Source organism: Halodesulfovibrio sp., assembly GCF_015482765.1.
GTDB lineage: Bacteria > Desulfobacterota > Desulfovibrionia > Desulfovibrionales > Desulfovibrionaceae > Halodesulfovibrio.
This window is the reverse complement of sequence record NZ_JADMLB010000079.1, coordinates 12,388-37,458: the sequence shown is the minus strand read 5'-3', so window position 1 is coordinate 37,458 and position 25,071 is coordinate 12,388. Positions and strand designations below refer to the sequence as shown.

At 45.6% G+C, this 25,071-nt stretch carries 31 protein-coding genes and 1 pseudogene; 11 read left to right on the top strand and 21 right to left on the bottom strand.

The features are described from left to right. Nucleotides 1-197: pseudogene (locus QZY95_RS16465) on the bottom strand (hypothetical protein); the annotation flags it as partial. Nucleotides 198-311: 114 nt separating this feature from the next. Between QZY95_RS16465 and QZY95_RS16460 the strand changes: the two are divergent. Beyond that, nucleotides 312-779, top strand: a complete 468-nt coding sequence (locus QZY95_RS16460; RefSeq protein ID WP_290925563.1) for a hypothetical protein — start codon at nucleotides 312-314, stop codon at nucleotides 777-779. A gap of 118 nt (nucleotides 780-897) precedes the next feature. Further along, nucleotides 898-2,520: a diguanylate cyclase gene (locus tag QZY95_RS16455; RefSeq protein ID WP_290925561.1), complete on the top strand. Its 1,623-nt coding sequence runs from the start codon at nucleotides 898-900 to the stop codon at nucleotides 2,518-2,520. Nucleotides 2,521-2,578: 58 nt separating this feature from the next. On the opposite strand, the gene QZY95_RS16450 is transcribed toward QZY95_RS16455, so the two are convergent. After that, on the bottom strand, nucleotides 2,579-3,502 hold the full coding sequence (locus QZY95_RS16450; protein WP_290925559.1) for a Smr/MutS family protein: 924 nt from the start codon (nucleotides 3,500-3,502) through the stop codon (nucleotides 2,579-2,581). A gap of 112 nt (nucleotides 3,503-3,614) precedes the next feature. Here QZY95_RS16450 and QZY95_RS16445 point away from each other — a divergent pair, with 112 nt between their 5' ends. Then, nucleotides 3,615-3,914, top strand: a complete 300-nt coding sequence (locus QZY95_RS16445; RefSeq protein WP_290925557.1) for a TIGR03905 family TSCPD domain-containing protein — start codon at nucleotides 3,615-3,617, stop codon at nucleotides 3,912-3,914. Between the two features lie 91 nt (nucleotides 3,915-4,005). Here the strand turns inward: QZY95_RS16445 and recJ are convergent, their stop codons facing one another. The 7 genes from recJ to mtaB all read right to left on the bottom strand — a co-directional run bounded on the left by recJ (nucleotide 4,006) and on the right by mtaB (nucleotide 10,864). After that, nucleotides 4,006-5,715, bottom strand: a complete 1,710-nt coding sequence (gene recJ, locus QZY95_RS16440; protein ID WP_290925555.1) for a single-stranded-DNA-specific exonuclease RecJ — start codon at nucleotides 5,713-5,715, stop codon at nucleotides 4,006-4,008. A gap of 112 nt (nucleotides 5,716-5,827) precedes the next feature. Then, nucleotides 5,828-6,769: a tetratricopeptide repeat protein gene (locus tag QZY95_RS16435; protein ID WP_290925553.1), complete on the bottom strand. Its 942-nt coding sequence runs from the start codon at nucleotides 6,767-6,769 to the stop codon at nucleotides 5,828-5,830. Nucleotides 6,770-6,802: 33 nt separating this feature from the next. Beyond that, nucleotides 6,803-7,498, bottom strand: coding sequence for an orotidine-5'-phosphate decarboxylase (gene pyrF, locus QZY95_RS16430; protein WP_290925551.1), 696 nt, complete (start codon nucleotides 7,496-7,498; stop codon nucleotides 6,803-6,805). A 1-nt stretch (nucleotide 7,499) separates the two neighbouring features. Continuing rightward, the gene (gene gmk, locus QZY95_RS16425; protein WP_290925549.1) at nucleotides 7,500-8,159 is read right to left on the bottom strand and encodes a guanylate kinase; all 660 of its coding nucleotides are present in this window, start codon (nucleotides 8,157-8,159) and stop codon (nucleotides 7,500-7,502) included. Continuing rightward, entirely contained in the window at nucleotides 8,159-8,413 is a 255-nt protein-coding gene (locus QZY95_RS16420) for a DUF370 domain-containing protein (protein WP_290925547.1), read from the bottom strand. Before QZY95_RS16420 ends, gmk begins: the two co-directional genes overlap by 1 nt. Nucleotides 8,414-8,416: 3 nt before the next feature. Next, nucleotides 8,417-9,298: a YicC/YloC family endoribonuclease gene (locus QZY95_RS16415; RefSeq protein ID WP_290925545.1), complete on the bottom strand. Its 882-nt coding sequence runs from the start codon at nucleotides 9,296-9,298 to the stop codon at nucleotides 8,417-8,419. A gap of 267 nt (nucleotides 9,299-9,565) precedes the next feature. Beyond that, nucleotides 9,566-10,864: a tRNA (N(6)-L-threonylcarbamoyladenosine(37)-C(2))-methylthiotransferase MtaB gene (gene mtaB / locus QZY95_RS16410; protein ID WP_290925543.1), complete on the bottom strand. Its 1,299-nt coding sequence runs from the start codon at nucleotides 10,862-10,864 to the stop codon at nucleotides 9,566-9,568. Between the two features lie 449 nt (nucleotides 10,865-11,313). Between mtaB and QZY95_RS16405 the strand changes: the two genes are divergently transcribed. Beyond that, nucleotides 11,314-11,958, top strand: coding sequence for a hypothetical protein (locus tag QZY95_RS16405; protein WP_290925541.1), 645 nt, complete (start codon nucleotides 11,314-11,316; stop codon nucleotides 11,956-11,958). Nucleotides 11,959-12,104: 146 nt separating this feature from the next. Here the strand turns inward: QZY95_RS16405 and QZY95_RS16400 are convergent, their stop codons facing one another. The 3 genes from QZY95_RS16400 to QZY95_RS16390 all read right to left on the bottom strand — a co-directional run bounded on the left by QZY95_RS16400 (nucleotide 12,105) and on the right by QZY95_RS16390 (nucleotide 15,279). Further along, nucleotides 12,105-13,676 (bottom strand): SH3 domain-containing protein, encoded by a 1,572-nt coding sequence (locus QZY95_RS16400; protein ID WP_290925540.1) that lies wholly within the window; start codon nucleotides 13,674-13,676, stop codon nucleotides 12,105-12,107. A 21-nt stretch (nucleotides 13,677-13,697) separates the two neighbouring features. Continuing rightward, nucleotides 13,698-14,189 (bottom strand): hypothetical protein, encoded by a 492-nt coding sequence (locus tag QZY95_RS16395; RefSeq protein WP_290925538.1) that lies wholly within the window; start codon nucleotides 14,187-14,189, stop codon nucleotides 13,698-13,700. Between the two features lie 313 nt (nucleotides 14,190-14,502). Then, entirely contained in the window at nucleotides 14,503-15,279 is a 777-nt protein-coding gene (locus QZY95_RS16390; RefSeq protein WP_290925536.1) for a S24 family peptidase, read from the bottom strand. 180 nt (nucleotides 15,280-15,459) lie between these two features. Here QZY95_RS16390 and QZY95_RS16385 point away from each other — a divergent pair, with 180 nt between their 5' ends. The 3 genes from QZY95_RS16385 to QZY95_RS16375 are packed head-to-tail and all read left to right on the top strand — an operon-like array spanning nucleotide 15,460 to nucleotide 16,520. Continuing rightward, on the top strand, nucleotides 15,460-15,765 hold the full coding sequence (locus QZY95_RS16385; protein WP_290925534.1) for a hypothetical protein: 306 nt from the start codon (nucleotides 15,460-15,462) through the stop codon (nucleotides 15,763-15,765). After that, nucleotides 15,756-16,202: a hypothetical protein gene (locus QZY95_RS16380; RefSeq protein WP_290925532.1), complete on the top strand. Its 447-nt coding sequence runs from the start codon at nucleotides 15,756-15,758 to the stop codon at nucleotides 16,200-16,202. The genes QZY95_RS16385 and QZY95_RS16380 overlap by 10 nt, the downstream gene beginning before the upstream one ends. Nucleotides 16,203-16,229: 27 nt before the next feature. Continuing rightward, nucleotides 16,230-16,520 (top strand): hypothetical protein, encoded by a 291-nt coding sequence (locus QZY95_RS16375; RefSeq protein WP_290925530.1) that lies wholly within the window; start codon nucleotides 16,230-16,232, stop codon nucleotides 16,518-16,520. Nucleotides 16,521-16,638: 118 nt separating this feature from the next. On the opposite strand, the gene QZY95_RS16370 is transcribed toward QZY95_RS16375, so the two are convergent. Continuing rightward, nucleotides 16,639-17,151, bottom strand: coding sequence for a hypothetical protein (locus tag QZY95_RS16370; protein WP_290925529.1), 513 nt, complete (start codon nucleotides 17,149-17,151; stop codon nucleotides 16,639-16,641). Nucleotides 17,152-17,568: 417 nt separating this feature from the next. Here QZY95_RS16370 and QZY95_RS16365 point away from each other — a divergent pair, with 417 nt between their 5' ends. Next, on the top strand, nucleotides 17,569-18,471 hold the full coding sequence (locus QZY95_RS16365) for a hypothetical protein (protein WP_290925527.1): 903 nt from the start codon (nucleotides 17,569-17,571) through the stop codon (nucleotides 18,469-18,471). A gap of 72 nt (nucleotides 18,472-18,543) precedes the next feature. On the opposite strand, the gene QZY95_RS16360 is transcribed toward QZY95_RS16365, so the two are convergent. The 8 genes from QZY95_RS16360 to QZY95_RS16325 form a co-directional block, all read right to left on the bottom strand. Then, entirely contained in the window at nucleotides 18,544-19,023 is a 480-nt protein-coding gene (locus QZY95_RS16360) for a CBS domain-containing protein (protein WP_290925525.1), read from the bottom strand. Nucleotides 19,024-19,306: 283 nt separating this feature from the next. Continuing rightward, nucleotides 19,307-19,453 carry a hypothetical protein gene (locus QZY95_RS16355; protein ID WP_290925523.1) on the bottom strand — a complete coding sequence of 49 codons (147 nt, stop codon included), beginning with the start codon at nucleotides 19,451-19,453 and terminating at the stop codon, nucleotides 19,307-19,309. Nucleotides 19,454-19,466: 13 nt separating this feature from the next. Further along, entirely contained in the window at nucleotides 19,467-20,084 is a 618-nt protein-coding gene (locus tag QZY95_RS16350; protein WP_290925521.1) for a hypothetical protein, read from the bottom strand. An 85-nt stretch (nucleotides 20,085-20,169) separates the two neighbouring features. After that, nucleotides 20,170-20,577, bottom strand: a complete 408-nt coding sequence (locus QZY95_RS16345) for a hypothetical protein (RefSeq protein WP_290925519.1) — start codon at nucleotides 20,575-20,577, stop codon at nucleotides 20,170-20,172. A gap of 9 nt (nucleotides 20,578-20,586) precedes the next feature. Further along, nucleotides 20,587-20,886 carry a hypothetical protein gene (locus QZY95_RS16340; protein ID WP_290925517.1) on the bottom strand — a complete coding sequence of 100 codons (300 nt, stop codon included), beginning with the start codon at nucleotides 20,884-20,886 and terminating at the stop codon, nucleotides 20,587-20,589. Between the two features lies 1 nt (nucleotide 20,887). Beyond that, entirely contained in the window at nucleotides 20,888-21,475 is a 588-nt protein-coding gene (locus tag QZY95_RS16335) for an RNA polymerase sigma factor (protein ID WP_290925515.1), read from the bottom strand. A 12-nt stretch (nucleotides 21,476-21,487) separates the two neighbouring features. Further along, nucleotides 21,488-21,871, bottom strand: coding sequence for a hypothetical protein (locus QZY95_RS16330; RefSeq protein ID WP_290925513.1), 384 nt, complete (start codon nucleotides 21,869-21,871; stop codon nucleotides 21,488-21,490). Nucleotides 21,872-22,075: 204 nt separating this feature from the next. Further along, nucleotides 22,076-23,317 (bottom strand): HD domain-containing protein, encoded by a 1,242-nt coding sequence (locus QZY95_RS16325; RefSeq protein WP_290925511.1) that lies wholly within the window; start codon nucleotides 23,315-23,317, stop codon nucleotides 22,076-22,078. Nucleotides 23,318-23,545: 228 nt separating this feature from the next. On the opposite strand from QZY95_RS16325, the gene rplM reads away from it, so the two are divergent. From rplM to thrB, 3 genes are all read left to right on the top strand, one after another. Beyond that, nucleotides 23,546-23,980, top strand: coding sequence for a 50S ribosomal protein L13 (rplM, locus tag QZY95_RS16320; protein ID WP_290925509.1), 435 nt, complete (start codon nucleotides 23,546-23,548; stop codon nucleotides 23,978-23,980). A 20-nt stretch (nucleotides 23,981-24,000) separates the two neighbouring features. Then, nucleotides 24,001-24,393: a 30S ribosomal protein S9 gene (rpsI, locus tag QZY95_RS16315; protein WP_290925507.1), complete on the top strand. Its 393-nt coding sequence runs from the start codon at nucleotides 24,001-24,003 to the stop codon at nucleotides 24,391-24,393. A 157-nt stretch (nucleotides 24,394-24,550) separates the two neighbouring features. Next, nucleotides 24,551-25,069 (top strand): homoserine kinase, encoded by a 519-nt coding sequence (gene thrB, locus QZY95_RS16310; RefSeq protein WP_290925505.1) that lies wholly within the window; start codon nucleotides 24,551-24,553, stop codon nucleotides 25,067-25,069. Nucleotides 25,070-25,071: the final 2 nt, after the last annotated feature.

Below are 25,071 nucleotides of genomic sequence, written 5' to 3'. Positions count from 1 at the left end.
CCTGCCGCCTTGGCAGGGTTTTGACACACGTCGTTTCTCCACAACACATGTGCTTTGGCATACGCAATCTCTGCGTCACGGTTCAATTTTCCCGAAGCCCCGGTAGGATCTACTTGAGGCTTGGGTTGCTTATTTGAGCCAAAGCATCCGCTGAGTAAGCATGTTACGATCAAAAACAAAAAGAAAAAACGCTTCATAATAAATCTACCTGACGGCTGCCACCGCCTTGTGGAAAGTTAGGAAAAGGTTGACTCATTTTTCAGTACGATTTATCGGAACTGCTATAACAACTTGCCTATACAGGAGTCATCATGTTTTCGCCTGCAGCGACACGCACAAAAATCCATTCTCTCTTGCAGCAGCTACGTTCCTATCCCTTTTTACGCCAAAAAGAAAATGCAGAAAGGTGCGCCATGCTGCTTGAAACCATCGACGAACAGCATGCTGTCTATTCCCAACTCTGCTATTCACAGGGATATTTCATTCAACATTTTCAAGACATTTTGAATAAAAAGGCTCTTGAAGAAGATGATGTTTTCAGCCTGCTTGAAGATTTGCTGATTCTTGTACGGGAAAAAACACTCAGAACAGGTACCCCACAAGCGAACGACGCCGAACTTGCAGGATTGGCACATGTTTTTACAAGCAAAAACTGGACAAAAGACGACGGGACACTTTTTTCAGAAACTTTTTTCTATAAAATTCCATTGTCCTTAATTCATGCAATTTCCGATGATTTGCACGGGCGCCTGACTCAATCTACATATCCAACACAATAAATTTTTATCAATTTGCTACGAATCAGGAGAATCCCTATTCCCCGTCCAAACATAATTTGCTATCCACTCAAAAAGATAGAAAAATAACCCAGCATAATCGGTAGGGGGATACACGATTATGGGCAATAGCACGCCATCTGTTTTTGTAGGGAAAGGCAGACCGGCTCTCTTCTTCATCATCGCCACATGCTGCGCGATAGGATATCACTTTGCCGTTAACCAATGGTTCACGGAAAGTTCTGTTGCGCACTTTATCCTGCCCTTGCTTGCTGGTGGCGGTATTTATCTCTTCAGCTTCCACATCGTTCGGCAACACGAAAAAACAAAAGAATCTGCTAAAAAAAAGGAAGAGCAGCTTGCTGCCTCCCGAACAGAAGCCGTTCAGCTCCGTAAACGATTAGTCGATGTTGAACGAAAATCTCTCTCTGTTCAAAGAGACCTGAAAGCCCTGCGCTTGGAGCGCTGCAAAAAACTCCCTGAAGAAAGCAATAAATTCGAAACGACATTTCATGCAATGCCGGACCCGATGCTTCTTGCAGATATGGAGTCCGGTCTGGTTACAGATGTTAATGAAAGTTTTTTGCAACTCCTCGACCACGATTGGCAGGATGTATACAATAATCCGGTAACATCTGTATTTTCATGGGCAAGCAAAGAAGATGAAACGCTCTTCAATAACGCCCTGAAACATGGGCGACCAGTTAACAACCTCCAAACGGTCTCCACGCACTGGAACGGGAAAAAGTTTTTTGCCTTAGTTTCAATGCGTTCTGTATCTATTTCCGGAAAAAACACCGCAATTATTGCCGTGCGAGATTATTCAGATCTCCATGCCGCTCAACACGAAATTTATACCTTCTCCAAAGCACTGGAGCAAAGCCCTGCCGGCACGGCTATCCTTTCTACAAAAGGGACAGTCGAATACGTCAACACACGCTTCACGCAAATAACAGGATACACCGCGCAAGAATTACATGGAAACACAGTTCCGTTCTTAGAACATATTCCTGAAAAATCAGCGTTTTCATGGTCAATGTTAGGAGCAAAATCTAACTGGCGTGACGATATTTTTACGATCCGTAAAGACAATACGAAGTGCTGGCTCTCACTTTCCATCTCGCCAGTACTGGAACACACAAAACTTTCTCGTTATGTGCTAATTCTTGAGGATATAACTGAAAAGAAAGAACAAGAGCGAAAAATTCAGCATATGGCAATGCATGACGGCCTGACAGGAGTCGCGAACCGCCGCCAGTTCAAAATGCAGCTCTCCCGATTCTTGGAACTCCAGCACCGCAGTCAGGTTCCTTTCGCTCTGGTCTTCGTTGATCTGAATGACTTCAAAGAAGTCAACGACACCCGAGGGCATGATTTTGGCGATGAAGTTTTGAAAAAAACCGCAAAACGTCTTAAAGACATTTTGCGGGAAGTGGATTTTGTGGCTCGCCTCGGGGGAGATGAATTCCTCATACTTCTCAGCGGAATCCAAACCTTGGAGGATCTGGAGGCTACGCTTCTGCGAATTGCCTACCATATTGCCCAACAAATGGAATTTCGTGACGGCACAACAACGAACGTCACAGCTGCAATGGGAGTAGCAATGTGTCCAGAACACGGAATAGACGCAGATGAGCTTCTCTCAAAAGCTGACCACGCCATGTACGCATGCAAAAGAACAGCAAACACCCCGTTCGCTATCTGGAACCCGACAATAGATATGGAACAGCAGCAAGCGTCCTAAACACCATCACCGCCCACCAGAATCACAGTAGGCGAAGAGTCACAGAATTAAGTAACAATTAATAATCAATAGTTACATCATTTCGCTGCCATTGGATTTTACCACGGCTCTTTTTGTACTTACGCAGTAACACGTACAATGCTCCGGCACCGCCGTCTTTATTCTGAGCAGTACAAAAAGCTAAGATAACTCGCTTAAAAGGCTCACGAGTCAGCCATTCTTGAATACGCTCACGAAGAACTGCATACCCTTCCGGTGAATTTTTTCCACGTCCGGGAATCAACAGCACTGTGCGTTTCCCTTTATTGTAGGAAGCCCTGATGAAATGAACCAGTGCCTCATGCGCCTCCTGAGCAACCATACCATGCATATCAAGATGCCCTTCTGGACTGTATTGACCAGCACGCATTTTACCAAGAATCATAGGGTCGAGTCCCTGAACATGCCCCTGAATATACTCATCTGTATATTCGAGCATAAAATTCACTTCACCTTCCAGCAAATCCTGTAGGGCTTTAACCGGATCTTCTGCAGCAGTGCCTTTTTTCGCATCCACCTTTGCATCCGGCACAACTTCCCTGCCTTTACTATTGATCTCAGTTACGCCCATCATCGCAGCAGCAAAGGCATCTTCCTCCGGCATTTCCACCTTTGGCTGAACAGACTCTACCGCTTTTCGAGAGCGTTCTTTCGCAGCCTGTTTTTTATCTTTCTTTTTAGACACTTTTTCAAAGCCCTTCACTTCATCCATGCGCATTGCAGAGTCACTTGAATGGGTACGCTTTTTCACTTTTCCCTGCCCGCCACCAAGAGACGACACACTGGACATCGCTTGAGAAAACAAGTCGTCATCATCTGACGGCACAGAGAATAAATCTTCATCCTGAACACTCTTCTTTGCAGGTGCGCCTTTCTTTTTCTTAGGCGCATTGGAATCAGGAAAATTCTTTTTCTTCAAAGCCTTAAAAGGATTATTATCCATATCAATCCACCTCCACTGCGCAATATCAAAACATTTTATCTATGCAGAACACCCTTTACAAGGCCCCTGCAGTACTCTTATAACCGTCGAGCAAAAATAAGGAGCTGCCCATATGTATTCATTTGTTCCAACCGGTGTCTGTGCAAAACAGATTCTGTTCGATGTGACTGACGGTGTCATTCACGATGTAAAATTTGTTAAAGGCTGTCCAGGTTCCCTCGCTGCTATCAGCAAGTTGCTTGAAGGCAAACCTGTTGAAGACGTTATCTCAACTCTGAAAGGAACTCTTTGCGGCACAAAGAACACTTCCTGTCCAGACAAGCTCGCTGTAGCGCTTGAAGATATTCAGAACGGCAACACTGAGCCGTATGAAGTTAAGCCTGCTGCAAATGGTTTCAACCCGTTTGCATAAGGGTTCGCCAAACAGTCTTTAAGAATCTATTTGGGATTCTTTCTTTATATGAAAAAATACCCTGACACATGTGTCAGGGTATTTTTACTCTCTATGGCAGAAATTCCCAATCTTTTATTTTCAAGTCCACACTGGCGCTGCCATTATAGCGATCTATTCGCGGAGAATAGGCAAGCTTAAGCTTTCGCCCTTCCATGGAAGGTGGAATGTCATCCACCATTCTCCATGCCTTAGCATGCAGTGTGATGCCGGAGTCCAGATCAAGTAATTCAAGCTTGAGGTGCTTCCGCGCAAAAATTCTCCGCGACTTCAACAACAGTGTCGGAGAGGTAAAGACCGGCTCGCTGTTGCCCATGCCGAATGGCTGAAGCAATTCAAGTTCTTTAAGCAGCGTAAAATCTGCAGCAAGATTAAAGCCCATAGGTGCATCAAACTTCAATGTTGCCGTCAGCGGCTTATCCCCGACCGCCTCAATGACGATGTCATTAAATCGGGTACGAAGTTCAGGAAGCTTGTCTTTCTCCAAAGACATACCCGCAGCCAACCTGTGACCGCCAAAGCCCAGCAGTAAATCCTTGCAATTGCATAACCCTTCATGCAGATGAAATTCGCTGATAGAACGGCCGGAACCTTTAATCTTTTCACCATCGCTGCATAAGATCAGCGTCGGCTTATAAAATTTTTCTACAACACGAGAAGCAACAATACCGATAACGCCGGAATGCCAATCTTCACCGTATAAAACAAGTCCCATCTTATCAGACTGTAACTCAGCCTGTTTCATGGCTTCATCAAGAATACGTTCTTCTTCGTTCTTGCGCTCTTCGTTCATCACGTCCAGCTCTCGTGCAAGCTGACGGGAACGCTCATGATCTTTAGTGAGCAACATTTCCAACGCAATATCTGCCTTGCCCATTCGACCGGCAGCGTTAATACGCGGAGCAAGACCGAATGCAACCTGACCGGCTTCCACTGTCCCCCCTGCGGCATATCCAGAAACTTCTTTCAGTGCTGCAATTCCGGGACGACGAGCTTCTTTGATCTTCAACAGTCCGTTTTTAACCAGCACCCTGTTCTGACCGGAAAGACTCACGACATCTGCAATTGTTCCAAGAGCTACAAGGTCAAGTAACTCTTTCACATCCGCACGGAAGCCAGTGGTTTCAGCAAGTTTAGCGTTAAGGGCGCACATAAGGAAAAAAGCGACACCAACGCCGGCAAGATGAGCACAAGGACACTCACCAAGCTTAGGGTTACAAATAGCATGGGCATCCGGCAAGGTCTCAGCAGGAAGATGATGATCAGAAACAACAACGGTCATTCCTAACTCACGGGCTTTCGCAATAGGAGCAAAATCTGTAATGCCGCAGTCAACGGTCAGCAAAAGCTCGATGCCGTCAGCCGCAAGACGCTCTATCCACGCTTCGTTAAGCCCGTAGCCTTCTTCCATACGATTAGGGATATGATGCACAATGTCATACCCGTGAGCTTCAACAAGCTGAGTAACAACAGCAGAAGACGTTACACCGTCCACATCGTAATCACCCCATACAGCCATTTTTTTACCGGCAAGTAATGCCTCGGCCAGCACTGCAGCACTTTCTTCCAAGCCGGGCCATTTGCAGAACGGCTCAAGATATTTAAGCCCCGGAGAAAGATACTGTTGCATGGCTTCAGGGGTATGCAACCCGCGCAACCAGAGAATATCTATAAGCGTCTTTGAAATCTCAAGCTTTTCAGCCCATCCAGCCAGTTCAGAAGGAGCACTTTCACCTTCACGCTGTACCCAATTTTTAGCCAAAACAACTCCAGTACGGTAACAAAATATCTGTATCAAAACAGTAAAAGCAGGGAATTACATCTGTAATCCCCTGCCATAGAATACGAACAACTACTTGTAAAACAGATGAATTTTACTGCAGAAGCAAATCGTCGTCATCATCGTCATCAAACACATTCTCAACACTGGAAATTCCCTCTTCACTGCTGCTCTGCTCAAGCTCCATACCGTCATTAACCACGGCAGCAACTTCCTGCTGCCTGTTAGCGGCAATCTCAGCAGTACGAACTACAGTTCGCACTTCACTCAAGCGTTCTCCCGGTACAAAGTTTTTATCAAGTAACCAGGTTAAGAACTTCAGAACAACATCAAAATCAGGATTACTATTGATCGCCTTTAAAAGGAAATCAACGCACCGTGCATGATCTTTTTTCTCAAAATGAGCACGGGCAATGTTGTAGAAGAGGTGGTCATCACCACCGGACAACTCAAGCGCTCTGTCATAATACTCAAGAGCCTGCTTCGTCATCTTGTTTTTACGAAGGCTGATGCCGAACTCATTGAACAAATGCTTATGCTTTGTTTCAAATGCAGCATCCAACTTTACAAGACGTTCAAAGATATTATTAGCTTTGCTGGTTTCACCACGATCAAGATAGGTAAGACCAAGACCGAAGTTTGCGCGCACGTTTTCTTCATCAACCTGAAGCGCATTACCGTATTCAAATTCAGCAGTGAAATTCTCGCCATTACTGCGATGGTTATCAGCACGATCAACAGTATCGGCAAGCTCCTGCATTTTAGGGAACACAGTATTTACATAGAACTCAGGTTCCGGCTGAAAACGCCCGATGAGGTCTTCAATGGTAATAAAACGCTTCTTTCCGGCAGGAATGTAGTTCGAGTTAAGGGGCTGAACTTCCATTTTTCCATCCAGCTCTTCAACAAACCAGAAAGTTTTCTGTACAGACTTACGAACACCGGTACCGGTATCCACCTGCTTTACTTCCTGTGTAGAAAAAATACCCTTAATAGGTTCTCTACCTTCTTTCGAAGAAACTTCTTGTACTCCCACTTCAACCTCCTCATATCCAGCAGCAACTAGTGGTTATATCTTCATGGCCTCCAAAATCTCCTGTGCAGCGAGCAGTGGAGAATCGGCGCCGGTAACGGGACGTCCAACAACCAGATAATCAGATCCGGCTTTAACAGCTTCAGCCGGAGTCATCGTACGTCTCTGGTCATCACCAAGAGAAACCGGACGAATCCCCGGAGTCAGGCAAAGGAAGTCGTTCCCGCATGACTTTTTGATTGTATCAACCTCAAAGCCGGAACAAACAACACCGTGAATGCCCCATTCCTTACCGGAAGTGGCAAACGACCTTACAGTCTCTTCGAGAGATGTTGTCATTCCTTTAGGCAAATCTTCCTGAGACATGGAAGTAAGCACAGTTACACCGAGCAAAATAGGTGCAACACCGGAATCAGCAGAACCTTCAGCCAGCCCTGCAACAGCAGCGCGAGCCATGCGCTCACCACCCATCAGGTGAATATTTACCATGTCCACACCGTGACGAACGCTGGAACGTACCGCACCCTGAACAGTATTTGGAATATCAAAGAACTTCATATCAAGAAAGACTTTGAATCCCATATCTTTTAATTCACCAATAATCTCGGGACCTGCGGCTGTAAAGAGTTCCAGCCCCACTTTTACCCAGACATCAGCCCCTTTGAGCATACGAGCCATCGCCAGTGCTCCGGCTTTATCCGGATAATCAAGCGCAATAACAAGGTTCGCCATGTTATCTCCAATCTTCCATAATAGAGTCTACAAGATCAGGAGAGCTTTGCGGAGACAGCGTAGCAGCAATGTACGCACTGCGCAGCTGATCATAAGCTTTATCCAGATCATCATTAACAATCCACGCGTTAAACCAGTGTGCCTGCTCAAGTTCTTTCTGAGCATTGGCAATGCGGTTCATGATGGTCTGTTCGTCGTCCGTTCCGCGTCCACGCAAACGTTTTTCCAACTCTTCACGGGAAGGCGGCAGAATAAAGACATAACAGCCCTGCTTTAAGTTACCGTAAAGCTGGCTTGCACCCTGTACATCAATATCAAAAATAATATCAACGCCCTGCTGAAGCATGTCCAACGTAGCCTGTTTCGGCGTGCCGTAGAACTTGCCGTGCACTTCAGCCCATTCTGCAAAGAATCCGGCATCACGCTTTTCGCAAAACTCTTCTTCAGTCACAAAGAAGTAGTCTTTGCCGTGAACCTCACCCTCGCGCGGCTGGCGGGTAGTATATGAAATAGAAAATGAGAATCGAGGAAATTCTTTCAGTAAGCGCTTAGTCAAAGTAGTTTTGCCTGTGCCGGAAGGTGCGCATAACACCAAAACAATTCCTCGGCGGCCAGTAATGTCAGAATCAGAATTGACCTTACCGGAAATATCAAGAGTCATTAGTCGTTATCCTCCTGTAGGAAACGTTGACTAATAGTTTCAGCCTGAATGGCAGATAAAATTACATGATTAGAATCTGTGATAATGATGGAGCGCGTTTTTCGTCCCTGAGTCGCATCAATAAGACGCCCTTCATTACGCGCATCTTCTCGGACGCGCCGCATAGGTGAAGACGTGGGCGTCACAATGCTTACAACACGGTGATGCACTACATAATTACCAAAGCCGATGTTAAGCAGCTTGCTGCTTTTCATATGCTACTCCAGATTCTGTACCTGTTCCCGGCATTTTTCGAGTTCGTTTTTGAAATCAACGATGATTCGTGCAACATGCTGATCCTGAATTTTGTTACCACAGGTGTTCACTTCGCGGAAACACTCCTGCAGGGTAAAATCAAGACGTTTACCAGCTTCGCCGCCGCCGTTAATGAGCTCATCAAGACGCTCAATGTGTGCATTAAGGCGTGTGATTTCTTCACTTACATCAAGCTTATCGGAAAGTACGGTGATTTCCTGCAAGAAACGCTGTTCTTCCAGTTCAGATTCAACACGTGCAAGAACTTCAGTAAGGCGTTCGCGCAGGGTTTCGAAACGTTCTTCCTTAATTTGCGGAGCACGTTCTGTAATGGTCTCAACCCAGCCGCGCATACGCTCTGTACGCTCAAGCATATCAGCCGAAAGCGCAGTCGCTTCTTTTGCACGGGCTTCATTCCAATCAGCAAGGGCAAGCTCAAGGCCTTCCACAAGCTTGTTGGCAAATTCTTTTTCCGGCTCTTTATTGCTGTCTTCCCATAAGAAAGACATACCAAGCATGCGTGTGTAGTCAGGTGCAAAATCATCACCGCGCTGGCTTGCAAACTGTGCAAGTTCATCAAGCATTGCAGAAGCCTGAGCAGTATTAAACGCTACTGCCTGCAATTCTGCACGCTGAATCTGCAAATTCAGAGTAATTTCTACACGACCACGCTGACCGAACTTACGGACGGTCTTTTCAAAACGGGTTTCCAAAGAGCGAGCCAGCATAGGCAGGCGCCATTTGAGATCAAGATGGCGACTGTTAACGCTACGGATTTCCCATGTCATGGTGAAGCCGTCCCCCTCGTGGGTACAACGACCATATCCTGTCATGCTTCTAAGCATACGTTCCTCTCTATATGTCAAAGCCCTGCGTTAACACTGCAGGGCATTTAGATTTTTTTTGAATGCAAGATGTCAGTCCTGCATATGGGAATAGCCGCAACAAGTTGCTTGCTACGGCGCTCCACGCTACCTACTCTACATCCATTCTTTATTCAAGACATGTTATAACATAGAGTTGTCACTTTTCAGCAAATAACCGCATCAGTGCGTGGAAAAATAATAATATAGAAAAAAGCAGCCGGAACACATCCGGCTGCTTTTCATTTTTTATTCAGCGACTACCCGCAAACCGCCACGGTCAAATTCTGTGGCAACACCGGTACAAATGTCTCGAAGACCGGCACCGAACGGAAGGGAGTCAAAATAACATTCTGTATAGAATTGAGAAACACCTTTCTTTTCTTCAACGGACTGAAGAACAACGTGCAACGGTAACTTCTCATCAATAAGCTTCTGTAGAAAAGCCTGTTTCTTTTCGGCAATCAAATCACGCACTGCTTTTGCACGCTCTTTTTTCACCTGCTTCTGTAACTGTCCTCCCATAGAGGCAGCAGCAGTTCCAGGGCGAATGGAATATGGGAAAACATGAGCATACGTCAGCGGCATAGCTGTAATGTACGCCATAGTTTCCTGAAATTCTTCTTCTGTCTCACCGGGAAAGCCCATAAGAATATCTGCACCAAGCCCGTACACCGGCCATACAGCATGTAACTTTTCCAGAAAATCAAGAAGAGGAGCTGTCTTGTAATGCCCGCGTCCCATGCGTTTCAGTACAGAATCACTACCGGACTGCAAGGAAATATGAAGTTGAGGAGCAACCATGGTACTTCTTCCAAGAACCTCAAGAGCCTTGTCTCCAAGCTGTCCCGGTTCCAAAGAAGAAATTCTGAAGCGTGCTTTGCCGCCCCATTTTTTACCCAGTGCTTTTTCCAACTCGTCAATCAAATCCCAAAAATCTGGTGTTCCATCGAGATCACGCCCGAATTGACGAAGGTTTACGCCAGAAAGAATAAGCTCTCTGAAACCGGACTCCAACAGGGTTCGGGCTTCAGTTACAATATCCGCCACACTGCGCGAACGGGAACGACCGCGAGTCAGCGGAACAATACAGTACGTACAACGATGCGAACAGCCGTCCTGTACTTTTACAACAGCACGGGCACGATTGTAGTTGGTTACAGCAAAGTCTGGGAATACATTCTCCGGTTCAACCATGCCTTCTCTCAATTCCGGCCATGTTTTTAACGAAGTTTTTGCATCCTGAGGAACAATACGAGTCACCCCCGGAAGTTCCTTCAGTTCATCCCCCATAACCTGTGCAGCGCAGCCTGTAACAACAATCTGTGCTGACTCATTTGCTCTATGCAGCTGACGTACAGTTGAACGTACATCACTTACAGCCTTAGCTGTAACTGCGCAGGAGTTTACAAGAATAAATTCAGCACGGTCGGCAGAGTCTACTTCTTTAAAGCCTCTGGCAACCCACACTTCGCGTAATGCCTGTGTTTCGTACTGGTTAATTTTGCAGCCCAACGTTGCTGCATAAAATGTATATGATTCGCTCATTCAAATTCTGCTCCGGCGTAATGTCGCCTCGTGCAGACTAGCCGGAAAATCTTCTGTGTCAACTGGTAAGATACTCAGGTAGGAACAACCGCAAACAGCCTTCCCGTAAAAACTCTCCAACGCTGTCTCTACGTATAATTTCTATACGCTGCGTGAAAAAAATATCCCGTTTCCAGTGCAAGGTCTTTCACACTGCCACCTTGCATATTTTGTCCTTCAGGACATGTAAAAAAAAATCCTGCACTCAACCAGCCGACCTTACAAAACATTCTATGTCAGCCGCTCTCCTCACGCGAATCTATATTTAAATGGTACTTCTTTTGCTGTTACCATAGCAGGCACCGTGTTTCACACACGGAACTCTTTCTAAGAATACACAGCTGTTTTTACCTGATCACATATTCACATGCAGAACAAAAACAGCCAGTTTATATTGCAAAGGAAACCACATGGAATCATCCCGTTGGAGCATGCTCCGAGAATTTATTCGTGATCCGTTTTCAACAGGAACAGTCTGTTCAAGCAGCCCAAGTCTTTGTCGGCAAATCGCAAGCAGCGAATCACTCCGTCATGCCGACGTTGTTGTTGAACTAGGTGCGGGTACCGGATGCATTTCGAAACATGTACTGCGTTCTTTAAAAAAAGACGCCACCTTTATTTCTATCGAAAAAAACCCTGCACTCTATAAAACACTTATCGCCCAATACTCTCAGCCATACTTTATTCTGGACGGCGCTGAAAACCTTCCACAAATATTACAGCAAAAAGCAATCGGCAAAGCAGATGTCATTATTTCCTCACTCCCTTGGGCATCATTCTCACCGGAACTGCAAAACCAATTAACACAAGCAATCAGGGAAAGCCTGCGCCCGAACGGTGTGTTCATAACCTATGCTTATGTCTGCGGAGCAATTCTCCCATCCTTTTCAACTTTCAGAAAACAGTTGGCCCGATCATTTTCCAATGTGGATACTTCACCAATTGTCTGGGGAAACTTCCCTCCGGCTTTTCTGTATCAATGCAGGCAGCCGGTTCCTGTTCTTACAGATACAGCAAAACGACGTGCATTACACAGATCAAAATATTCATGCTGAATAGAGCGTAATCTACGCCTTTCCGCATTGAGAGCAAAAGAAGATTACACCTGCGGCCTCTCCCCCGTCCTTCAAGACAGCAGGCGAATTCTATAAAAAAGCCCCCTGAAAATTCAGGGGGCTTTAACATTCTACTGAAGAAGGAGCTATTTCGTACTCCACGTTCCGGGCTTTGTTTGTAATTTCAAAATCCGGCTATAAAAATAATCTTTCTTCACATCGCGACGTTCTTCGCCGGGGCGCAATGTTGTAATAGCAATCCTGCCAATAATGGCACGACTTTCTCTGTCTGCGTTGAAGGTGCGAACTCCCCAAAAATCATGCAACATCAAAGGCATCTTAGTAACCGGCTCATACCCGAGGTACAATCCTATATGACCGCGCATACCAATGAGTGAGAAGAAAGGAATACCGTTGGTAACAATGGCATCCTGCTTTTCATCGGCAGTCAGCCCTTTCAGGTCAATTACCTTCTTACCAGTATCAACCTGCCTGCTTGAATTTCGTGGCAACCAGACCCCAAAGGCCATAAACAAATCACGGACAGCGGAAGAACAGTCCCGATCAAGATACAATCCGCCCCATCCATATCGTTGCCCGATAATATGGCGTGCAAGCTCAGCCATCGCTTTCGGTGTCATCTCAGCCGGAATTTGCGCCACACGTTTTGACCAGACCGGAACGGTCACAAATTCTGCCTGCCCACGCACATCTCGCGCAGGAACCATCACATAGACATATGAACGTGGCATCACATGCAGCTTTTTCGCAGCGATTTTTCTAAACCGTGCAGAATCTAACTTCACACCTGTTATTGCCTCAAAAAGACTTTTACGAGCCTTTGCCTGCTTTGCATTGGCGATAGCAACAGACGCAGAACGAACAGGCGGTGTTTGCGGTGTATTTTCTTTCGCAACTTGAGGGAAAATTCCCCCTACATATGCTGTGGAAATATACTGCCCATCAACTGTTTTTAGTGGCACATCGTCACGCATAATCGCGTATAAGGTACCTGCCATAAATTCCCGTTCCTGCTCCGGCGTTACATACGCCACATCTGCGGCAAGCACCCAGCCGCTGGCAAATGCTGTTTCAGCAAAAAGCCATTTTCCTGATGTTGAGGCATGAGAAATAAACAACGGTGTTCCGGCATGAATACTGGAATTTTGGAAATAATCGAAAGGAAATCCCTCACCGGGAAGAGTCGGATTAAAAAAGTAAGGCTTTACCGTAGGCATCACACGAAGCGAAGTACTCCGTACAGAAATAGCATGCTTTGCCATGCTCGGGTACGTGCGCATAGACTGTCTGGCAACCAGCTTGGACATGGCTGTCTTTGTCCATGGCAAAAGATTCTCTGCATACCCAATAGTGTGCGGATAGGCAGTAACGCCCCAAAACGCATTTTCTTTAGAAAGAGTAGCTTTACTCTGCCGCCACGGAGAAAAATGATACACTTTAAGAGCAGCAAACTGCACAGCCTGCTCTTCAGGAGTCATCACAGGAGTGTTTGCATTTCGTTTTACGTAATCAACAGGATTCTGCGATAACGTATCTACATCTGCAATAATATTCTGCTGATCATATTCCCACGCAGCATATCTGCCTACACTTTTACACGCGGCAACACTTAAACACACAGCCACAAGAGCAGCGACACCAACAAAAAGTCTCACATTCTTATGACACCGTTGCGAATTCCGCACTAATTTCGCCACGCATCACACCTTTTACTAAAATTAATTTGTCAGATTACAGCGACTCACTATTGCCTGAAGATCTGCTTCGGTCAGCCCCGTATGGATGTCGTAATCAACATTTCGCGCCATAGAAAGGAATCTTCGAATTAAAAGATATTTTCCCATCGCAATCTGTACCCCGAAGAAAAGAATCCAAAACACGCTGTGTGCCCATAAACTCCCGAGAAAGGCAATTGTCGCAAATAAAAACATAAGAAGCATAGTATTACGTTCTTCAGGAGAACGCACAACACTCCAGACTCGAAAGCCGTCTGTAGCGCGAGTTATCCAATTTTCATGATCGGTTGCAGGCGGTGCAAAAAACATTATTCCCGCTTCTACAAAGAGTAAAAAAATAATCCACCAAACAGCATGCGACCAGAATGCAATAAATATAAGTAAGGTCAGTATAATTCTAGGCCAAAAGGTAAGTGGATTACGAGACTTCTGCCAAAACAACTCAGTCATACTTTCTGCTTTACGATAATTCATAAACCCCTCCTTATGTTCTTGTAATCATCGGCAATATATTTCCTATTGTTTACGAATTACTCAAATAAAAACTGTTCCGATACTACCATATGAAAGGAAAAAGGGAAGATTCTATAATAATTATTTCCTTGTAAACACCTGAAACCTTTATCTCTTACTCAATATTTTTATGTATGAAGAATAACATACTGTTTCTGCAACCTTTTTTCCGAACAAAAAATAAAAAAAGCGTTCCCGCAAAAAGTGGGAACGCCTTGTATTGTACAAAGTTATGAACAAAGCACATTGTGCACATAATGTGCAAAATCAAATCTTATAAATCCTTTCCTGCCCAAATCACACGCCCGATAACTTCCCAACTCCGCGATTCATCACGAGGATCAATTTCAATATCCTGATACGCAAGCTCACGATTATCACCACGGAAAAGATACTTTCCGGGGATACGGGAAAACCGCTTTACGTAAATTTCATCATCAAGACGCACAACATATACCCTGTCTTCAACCAAATTCTTATCAGACTGATTAACAAGACATAAATCACCGTTATGCAGAGTGTTCTCCATCGAACGCCCCATAACTTCCATAATTTTCAAGCTATTGGCATCTTGTGTCTTATGCAGAATCCAATCCAGCCTAAAAGCGTAACGACCGTCAGAAGAATCACTCGTTGCTAAGGAACCACCACCGGCACTAGGGCGTGCCTCCGCTTTATCCACAAAGAAAAATTCTTCCTGATGATCATCTGCACCACGAGGCGGCGCAAGAAACGTGGTTGAGGAGTCATCAACCTGCGCCACAGTTCCACGGGAAGCACTTTCCCGCGCCGGACGCCTTTCAGCCCCGACAGAAAGCGGAAAATAAAGCTCCGTTGAAGATTCTGTCTGCTCAGCAATCTTCTCAAGATAACGAGTAAGACGCTTTAAATTCTGACGGTTAGGATGCCGCTCTCCCTTTTTCCACGCATAAACAGTACGCGGGCTGACTCCTGCAATTTCAGCAAGTTTCGGCACCCCGCCCACAAGCGTAATGGATTCGGCAATAAACTCTTGAAGCTGCCATTCTTCTTCGTTGTAGTCTTTGTTCATATCTATGAAATAGCACAATGTTAGAAAAAATAAAACAGTTTTTTGCACAAAATGTACAAACTGACTTGACGTTGTTGTGCATTTTGTGAACAATATGATCACTTCGCCACTTCATGGTCACTTTTTGCACTCAGAAAGCACAATAGACTCTTTCTGACGCACACTCGGAGGAAAGTATATATGTCCGGTTTTTATTATCACGCCCCAGAACGCACTCGCTGCACAGTGTGTGGTCGAAATTTTTCCCGACCTTGGAGAATGGCGTGCGTAGGAGTTTCCATCTGCCCCGAATGCAACCTGCCCCGAACAGGGAACGGGTATCAACCTATGGTGCAGATTGAAGTTGGAGAACATCAGCGCCTGCTACAGCTTTACTATGCTGAGTTCAACCATCATGCATCACCAACAAATCACTCTGGCCACGCAATCATGCGGGCAATCGAACGATGCAACACGTTCTATAATGGAGGACGGTCATGCCAGTAGTACCTTGCAGTCAGTGCGGAACAGAATTTTACGTGCGTCCGGCACGATACAATGCCGGTAAAGGAAGATATTGCTCTCGGAAATGCGCAGCCGAAGCCAAACGCATTAAGCAGACAGTCAGTTGTCCATGGTGCGGAAGGCACTTCGTAAAGCGTGCAGGGCAAATCTACTGCTCACGCTCCTGTGCTGCTTCAGCAAACCATGCAGCACACGACAGACAAGGAACAGATGAAAAACACTGCATTGTCTGCGAAAAAAAATTCACCAACGGCGTCAGCAGTAAGATATGCAGTAACGCCTGCCTTGCAAAACACCGCAACGGCAACAATGTTGGCGGATATTCCTTATTTGAAGACCCGTGGGCAACCGGAGAAATTCCACCGGATCAGTATGCGCGAGATCTGTTCCGTATGCCGGATATCGGACTCGGTTTCTAACAACCGGAATAGACTGGAAGTAAAGGCATGAATAAATACGGATACGATAAGAATGATACATATACGGCACCGCCTCCGGCAGACTACTCTCCCTTGCTGCCGCCTGCGGCAGTACACGGCAGAGCGCGTACCTATGTATCAAACGGACAAATAATTCTAGTCGGCCTTGCCGCCATATGCAGAGCTGTCGGAGCAGGCCCGGGAACCATTAAAAAATGGATCAAGGAAGAGGAATTTCCTGTCCGCAAATGCTCCGACGGAATATACAGAGCCTCTCCTGAATCCATCAAAGAGTGGTTCTCCCGCAGCTCTAAATAGTGCAGAAACGTTCTGCACCTTAGCAAATAGAATAAAAAAATCCTTCTACTCTAGACGATAGCCACAAAAAAACGGGGATGACTAATCATAGTCATCCCCGTTTTTTCATAGAAAATCGCTAAACGCGGCAACGGAGTACTTTTACACCATCTTCAAACAAAACTTCCATTTTGTTTGGTTTGGTAACAGCCTGTACTTCGCCCATACCAAAGGTAGGGTGCTGAACAACATCACCTTTAGTGAATGTGTCGTTCATGTTGTAGGTACGAGCGCCGTCAGAACCTTTTGCAACCATTGCTGTTTTCCATGCAATCATAACGGCTTCTGCTTCCTGTTTAGCTCGCTGTGCAGCGCGAGTCTGAGCAGCTTTTTTAGCAGCAGCAGAACGGGCAGCGGAAATTGCTTCTTTACGGGAATCTCCATTGCGAACTTTCTTCACAGTGGAAACCTGTGCTTTGCTTTTAGGAGCACGAGCTTCACGGTACTTGTGCACGCTACCGCAAGCCTGACATTCCACTTTAATAATTTCGCTACCAACCATTGCCACGATCACATGCCCTGTAATGTCACTACAGCGCGTGCATTTAGTATCAATACGATCACCTGCAGAGAGGCTGCCTGTTTTGCTCATATCCAATCTCTATTTATTGCAACGTTATATCTAATCTTATAATTCAGGAAGAAAAACGCCACAGGGCTGTGCCTGCGGCGTGTTTTTCTCCAATAGGAAGGTGCGCACCATACAGTTTTGACCCCCTCATGGCAAGAACTCAAACCCAAGTTCATCAAGTTTTCTCCTGCCGCAAGCCATGTCAAAACGCCGGTTACAATACCGCCCCCATGTTCATACACACACAGGTCGCCCTGCAATACATTCTATAATTACAATGGGCTATTCACATTATTATTGAAGAAACATCACAGCCCTCTAACACAGACTTTTGCAAAAAAACTCTCGATAAGCCGACGCATGTAATTCATACTTGCAGGGAATCCCTTGTCAGGGTAGGCAAGAGCGCACAAACTATTTTGTTATAACGGAGCATCCATGAAAATTACTGTTGAGATTGGAAACAGCAATCAACGTAAAGAAATTACAGACGAACTTGGAATCATCGGCGAAGCAGCACGACATGCCACAATGGCTTTTCGCATTCAGGAAATTATTGTTCCTGAAAACTTTGATGCCAAAGTGAACGAGCTTCAGGGCACAACAGACTTTAAATCCATTCCGGGTGCAGAGCCGGTTGCGCGAAGCATTTTTCACGAAAAAGGCTACTACCTGCTGTTCCATCCCAACCTGTTCACTAAGCATTACGACAATCAGGTACGCTTTACGATCTACTGGCACGAGTTCACCCTTATCGTAAACAAAGGTCGTTTCCCGGTTCTTACCCGTCATAAGTTAGACCGCTACGCAAACTACTTTATGAACCTGTACCAGTTGTTCGATCAGTACGATGCAGCACGTAAATCTTTTGAATTCCGTGATGCCATTGTAAAAAACGCACTGGGTACCGAACTTTCAGAAACAGCACGGGCAGACCTTGAGACCTCTCTCATGGGCAACCTTGCTCTTATTAATAACAAACCTGAATACTACGACTGGATCAAATTCCAGCAGCAGGAATTCCAGAAACACAAAAACATTTCTCAATTCCTCTCTCAAATTCAGGGTAAAATCTCTCAGCTTTCCTTCTCCATTATCTTTGCTTACGCAACAATGGATCATTATGAGTACCTTCGCGATAAAGAACAGCTTATCAGCGAAGCACCAATGCTGGATAACGACACTCGAGTTTTCCTTGAATACTTCCGTTTGAAATATTCAGAAGGAAGCGCAGACTTATCAGACGGCATCGACATCATGGAAGCTTTCTGGGCAAACTTCGGTATTCGCTTTGTAGACGGCGCACAGTCCATGCAATGTGAAATCGTTCCCCTCAGCTAACCTGATTGATTATAGAATATAAAAAAGCCCTCTGCTCTTTCGAACAGAGGGCTTTCTCTTTTTATTTTTTTACTAGCCGCGTGCCAGCATCTGATCACTGATTTCTTTGTAGATATCGTTAATCATAATGACACCGATAACCTGACCGCCTTCCATAACTACGGCATAGCTGCGACCTTTTTTAACAAAGTCCTCCAGCACCAACAGCAATGGTTCATCAGGGCGAACAACTGTCATATCCTTATCCATCACGTCTTTGACGGAAATAGAACCGGAAACCTTACAGGCGTTCGTAAACATCTGCTCATAGCGGTTTTCATCAAGGCATTTCAAGCCGTCACCACGCAGCAACGTGTCTTCCATAAAACGCATTGTATCCCAAATGGAAACAGCACCTTTTACACGACCGTTTCGATCCTCCACCAAAGCGCATAAGCACCCTTCTGAGGAACAGGCGTTAAGTTTACGGATAGCCTCAGCAAGTGGATCATCTATTTTAACAACAGGATAATCGTCACGCAAAATATCCCATGCTCGTCTTCGTAATAGCATAATCGAAACTCCTAAAAATTTCAGAGTACGGTTAGTCTGTCACTCTGCCGAATCATAACATCCGGCAAGGTATGGTCAATATTTCTTTCAATGGGCTGCACGCAAATTGGTTAATACTGCGTTGCGTTATAGTAACGGTAAACATTTGTGAGCAAGACGTAAAGATGATTCCAAAAGTTTTTGTGAAAAAAATAACAAACTGTGCAAAAAGCTATTTTTACCGGATCTTATTCTACGGCTGAGCACATAAAAAAAGCCCGCTTTAGCGGGCTTTTTATTTTCATTATGCAACGTTCATTACAGAACTGGTCGTCGTATCTTCTACAACAATAATCAACTTAGCAGGACGATGGTGCCTGTGGCGATGATGCCTGCACCCTAATGACGTGAGCAGAAACACCGCGAGCAGCAGTAGGATACCGTATCTCATTTACTACTCCCTGCTATAGGTCAATAACAAAAACAGGCGATCCAAGTACTGCTTTAAATCTAACCGTATGGTCTTTGTCGTGCCTGGGAGAAGAGTATGTTTCCACGTGACGTTCAACGTGTTTTTCTACGTACTTCACAGTGCAGTTATCATTATGCACATGCTTGTATACACATACATCTTTGTGCTTGTGCTTATGTTTGTGCTTATGCTTGTGGTTATGTTTTTCTTTATACACAACCGTCTTAACCACAGTGTGCTTCGGAGCCTTTTTCATTTTTTTCAAATTGCGTGAAAAAATATACCCGTGGCGTCCCTGACTCGGGATGCGCACTTTGTACACAACCTTATCAGTTCCAGCGACCATAGCTGAGCCGACACGCACCACACGAGTTCCTTTAGGAATCTCTGTAACGTGGTTACGGCGCATAAAACGATTGATCTTGTTCGGGCGGTGGGCAGCAACGTCGATAAAACGTTCAACCGTGCGTAAGTCCGGATAAACCTTACTTGAACGCTTTGTTACGAAGTTCTTTTTGTAGGGAGCAGCGTTCGCATCAAAATGCATAACAAACGTTACAAACGCGCAAGCCATTACCAGCACTAAAAAGGCTTTTTTCAGTGTGTCCATTTCTCATCCTTTTTCTTTGCATGTACCCCATGCGGTACAGAATCCATCCCTTGTCATATTGCAGCGTAAGCTCCCCCAAAGAGCGTTACTCTTGTAACGTTCGCAGCAACTGTACTCGTTGGATCCGTTTACGGACGCGCTTCGTAATCTTTGCGAAGCGTTCCTGCTGTTCAGGCGTAAGAAGCGTGTTAATTTCTTGCTCAGTAGTCGTAAAAATCTTGAGAACTTCATCCGCCGCTTTGCTGCGCACCACTAAAACATCCTTGCGGTTCTCGCGCACAATGCGGCGAATTTCTTTCATCGTTGCAGCATCAGGTTGAACTTTCGTTTCTATCTTACGCAGGAACCGCTTTCCTCCATTAAAACCGGTTCCTTTCAAATCTTTAAACTTAACAATTCGTTGCTTAACAACAACACCGCCTCCCATAACCCCGCATGCAGCACCGAGGAAAAATACGAGGACAAACGCTGTCCAAACTTTCCAGTTATTCATGATTGACTCCTAGAAAGATAAAAACAGCTGTGCAGAATCCCGACCGGCTTCCACCAGCTGGGCATCAAGCAGCGATAAAACATTGTTCACGGTGACAACACAGGGAACCGCTACAGCCAGCAGCATAACACCGGCGGTCACTGCCACCCGCGGAGCAAAACGCTCAAAAGGTGACTGCGGAGCGGACGCAGCAGCGTACACGTCAAGCATAATCCCCTGCCCCCAGGCAGAAGGTAAATATACATCAACTTGTTCTGCGTGAGTTTTTTTCCAAACCCGCATCAATTTGCCCAGCATTTTGTCTGCCATGCTACGCCCCTTCTATGCCGTATTTTTTCAAAAGCTTTTTCAACGTACGCTTTGCTCTGAACGTACGAACCTTTACATTGGCAGAACTTATCCCAAGTAACTCTGCGGTCTCACTGCCGGAATATTCTTCAAGCTGCGTCATTACCAAAACCATTCTGTCTAACGGCGGTAATGAATCCAGAACGCGCTGCAAAATATCTTTTGCTTCCTGCGCCCTGCTCAATCGCTCAAACTCATCTTCCGACTCTGCAAAGCAGACAGCATCAAGCCACTGGGCGGAATCATCTGAAAAATCACTCACAGGTGATTCTTTTTTTCGATAATGGGTTCGCCAAAAGTCCGTACAGCTTCGTAAAGCTATCGTTGTCAGCCAATGCTTAAACGGCTTTTTAGGTGCATACGAGGAAAGGGAACGAAAAGCGCGGACGAAAACTTCGTGTGCCACCTCGGCTACACATTGCCTGGGCACATGTGCCCCGACAATTGTCGCAACATGACTCTGATAGCGGTCAATGAGTAACGCAAACGCTGCAGTTTCACCCTCCAGCACGGTGCAGACTGTATCCCAGTCTTCATTGACCGTTCCCATCAAAACTCCCGGTTATCTGAGACACGAAAGAATTTTCTCCCGTAGCTCAACCATTATCTCATCAAATTTTTCCATCTGCTCCTCTGAAAACATCGAAGCAAGTTCTGCGCGGGAGGCTACATCCACTTCCTGAATTTTAGAATGAATGGCCAACCGCTTCTCCTGTGTCATCTCAGGAGCTCTTAGCTGTTTCACTAACGCTCTGCGTTCGTTGCGTGCATTTCGTAAAATTTCGAAAACATCTTTACGTTCTTCATCTGTCAGCTCTAAACGCTGAGTAATGAGAGACTGCATTTTTTCACAACATGTCACACCGCAAGAACTTCCCGCCAAACAAAGGGAAAACGACCCCATCAAAAGGCTTAGCGAAACAGCCATAGAAAGAATACGAATCATAATAACGACCTTCTTATCACGATGCCGAAAGCATCAGTAGTTAAAGGTTGTATCCACAAAGGGATAAAAGATTGGTACATCTTTCTACATATTACATCGTTTCTAAGCGCCGCGTGGTTACACTTTTTATTTTTTTTTCATAACTCCCTAAAAAAAAGAAAACTCCCCGAGTACTCGGGGAGTTTTTTCTTAAGGATATTCTTTCTAATCAAAATCCGACATCAGTGCGCCAATGTGAATTTTACCAATACTCTTTTTACGGTACTTATCCCGCAACCGCCACATAGCCAAATTCAGTTCATTAATTGAAATGCCGTTGCGCACCGCAGTATATGCTTCTATGTATGCTGCAAGTTCATCACACACCTTCAGCATTTCCCCGTCTTTCGGATTAAATGAGTTATCATTATAGAAAGCTTGAAGCTCATCAAATGAAACTTTTTCGACACAACCGTTACGCTCAATGCAATCATGGAACTCAGAACCGGTTGAAGTCCCAAGGAAATACCCAAGTCTGTCTGCAATGTATGTATAGCCTTCATCGCGTAACGGCTGGAACACCCTTCGCTCCAGCTCTTCATCTTCATACGCCTTAATAAGAGTATCCAGTTCCTTAACAGATTTCTTTACTGGCGAAATAATATCACGGGTGAGCATCTCTGGGAGATCATGGAACAACCCGCAAAAAAAGTTATTCTGCCGTCGCGCCGGACACGCATCCTGCACAACAGAAAAGAAATAGCTGTAGCAGGCAACAAGAAACATGTGCCCCATAACAGAGGTCTCAGGAATACGCGGCATCTGCGACCAGCGTTTCTGGAAACGAAGCTGCCCGCATAAATTGGCCAACTTTCCAAGAGCATGTTCTTTGGGTGTCATTATTTCATGAAAACCCTTCAAGCTCTGAAACGAATCTTGCTGCTCATTAAAAGAGTCACGAATTTCGTCAAGCTCATCGTCAAAAGCATTCAACCCTTCAATCAGCTTAAATTCCCAGCTACTGGCATAAAAGTGTGCTGCTGCGAGAATCTCATCAGCAAGTTCATGCTTGCGTTCAGGATCAAAATACGCAACAAAACGCATCCAGAAGTCAGCCCCCAAAGGGCTCAGCACAGGTTCAAGCTCACTCTGTACCCATTCCACCAACTGACGATGATGTTCGGGATTCTCTTTTATGCGGTAGTATACCGGAGGCTTGATATCAGTGATAACAAGCCGGAACAGATAATCAAAGATACCCCATTCGACAATTCTATCACCAAGCACACGGCGCTCATCCAACCCCATACCGCGTGTATTTTCCTGCAGCAGCAACCACGCAATAATCATTTTATGTGCTTGTTTATCAACCTCATACAGCTCAGCCGGTCGCAGCTTATCATTCCAGCGTTTCATGTACGCACCGGAAAAAACAGTCTGCAGCAATCCCTTACGAATACTTGACATGATAAAAAATCCTCATATTTTCACAAAAATCACTTGGCAACGAGTCGGTCATGGTATAAGTACGGTGTTTCCGCACGAAGCCGGAGGTCTTTTTCCAGGATTTGTAACAGAATCTGGATCCCCCCGTTTACAACCGCCGGTTTTGGGCTGACCAATCTTATTGTTTTATTGACATGGAAACAAGAACTCCATAAGAGCCAACGTGTTTCGACACTAGGAGTAATATAGATGAAAACTTTCAGCCCTAAGCCTGAAGATATCACCCGCGAGTGGTTTGTAGTTGACGCTGAGGACCAGATCCTCGGTCGCCTCGCTACCCAGATCGCACACCGCCTTCGTGGCAAACATAAGCCAGAATTCGCACCTCACGTTGACAACGGTGACTTCATCGTAGTCGTGAATTGTGAAAAAATCAAAGTTACCGGTAACAAGATGGCAGACAAAATGTACTACCGTCACACCGGTTTCCCAGGTGGCCTCAAAGAAGCTAACCTTGAGACCATGCTTGAGAAAAAACCTGAAGATGTTATTCGTAAAGCTGTTCAGGGCATGCTTCCAAAGAACCGTCTTGGTCGTGCTATCATGAAAAAGCTTAAAGTTTACGTTGGTACCGAGCACCCACATGCTGCTCAGAACCCTCAGGCTCTTGAGCTTAAGTACTAGATTAGAGGTAGGAGATTACTATGTCCAACGAATTTGATTACGGCACAGGCAGAAGAAAGAACGCTACTGCTCGTACCCGCCTCTACGCTGGTAGCGGTCAGATCACTGTTAACGGTCGTCCTTACGATGAGTACTTCCCACGTAAGACTCTTCAGATGATCATTCGTCAGCCTCTCGAGCTCGTTAAAATGCTCGAAAAATTTGACGTTAAAGTAAACGTAGCTGGCGGCGGTATGTCCGGTCAGGCTCTTGCAGTACGTCACGGTATCTCCCGTGCTCTGCTCGAAGTTGACGCTGACATGCGTCCAGCACTCAAAAAAGCAGGCTTCCTGACCCGTGACGCTCGTAAGAAAGAGCGTAAAAAATACGGTCAGCGTGGCGCTCGTGCTCGCTTCCAGTACTCCAAGCGTTAATCCGCTTCGAGTTTACTGCTCGATCTTCAAGGCAGGTTCTTACGAACCTGCCTTTTTTTGTATCCATGCCTCAGAGGCGAAGCCCCGCAGCATTGACACAGCCAGCCTCTACAGGCAGAACAAAAGGCGATAACTAGATTTAGCAAGGAAAGTATTCATGGCAGATTACCCGAACGAAACTGATTGTATTACCCTTATAGGCATGGCGAGCGCAGGAAAATCGACATTAGGTAAAATTCTCGCTCATCAGCTTGGCTGGGTATTTATTGATACCGACCATCTCATTGAAGGCCAGTACGGAACCAACTTGCAGGCTGTTACCGACTCTATGTCCAAAGAAGAATTTCTGGACGTTGAATGCTCTGTTGTAAGCGCCCTGCGTGCAAAACGCTGCGTCATCGCCACAGGCGGCAGCGTTGTTTACAGAGAAGAGGCAATGGTACACCTTACCTCTCTGGGGCCGGTATGCCATCTGGATGTCAGTCTTCCAAAAATTTTAGAACGTATCAGTAAGAAACCTGACCGCGGGCTTGCCATTGCACCGGGACAAACCATCGAAGATCTCTACAACGAGCGTGCGGAACTTTACAAAAAATACGCAACAATCAGTGTTAACTGTGACGAAAAAACTCCTGGAGAATGCGTCACAGCTCTGCTCACAGCGTTGGGAGTATAGAC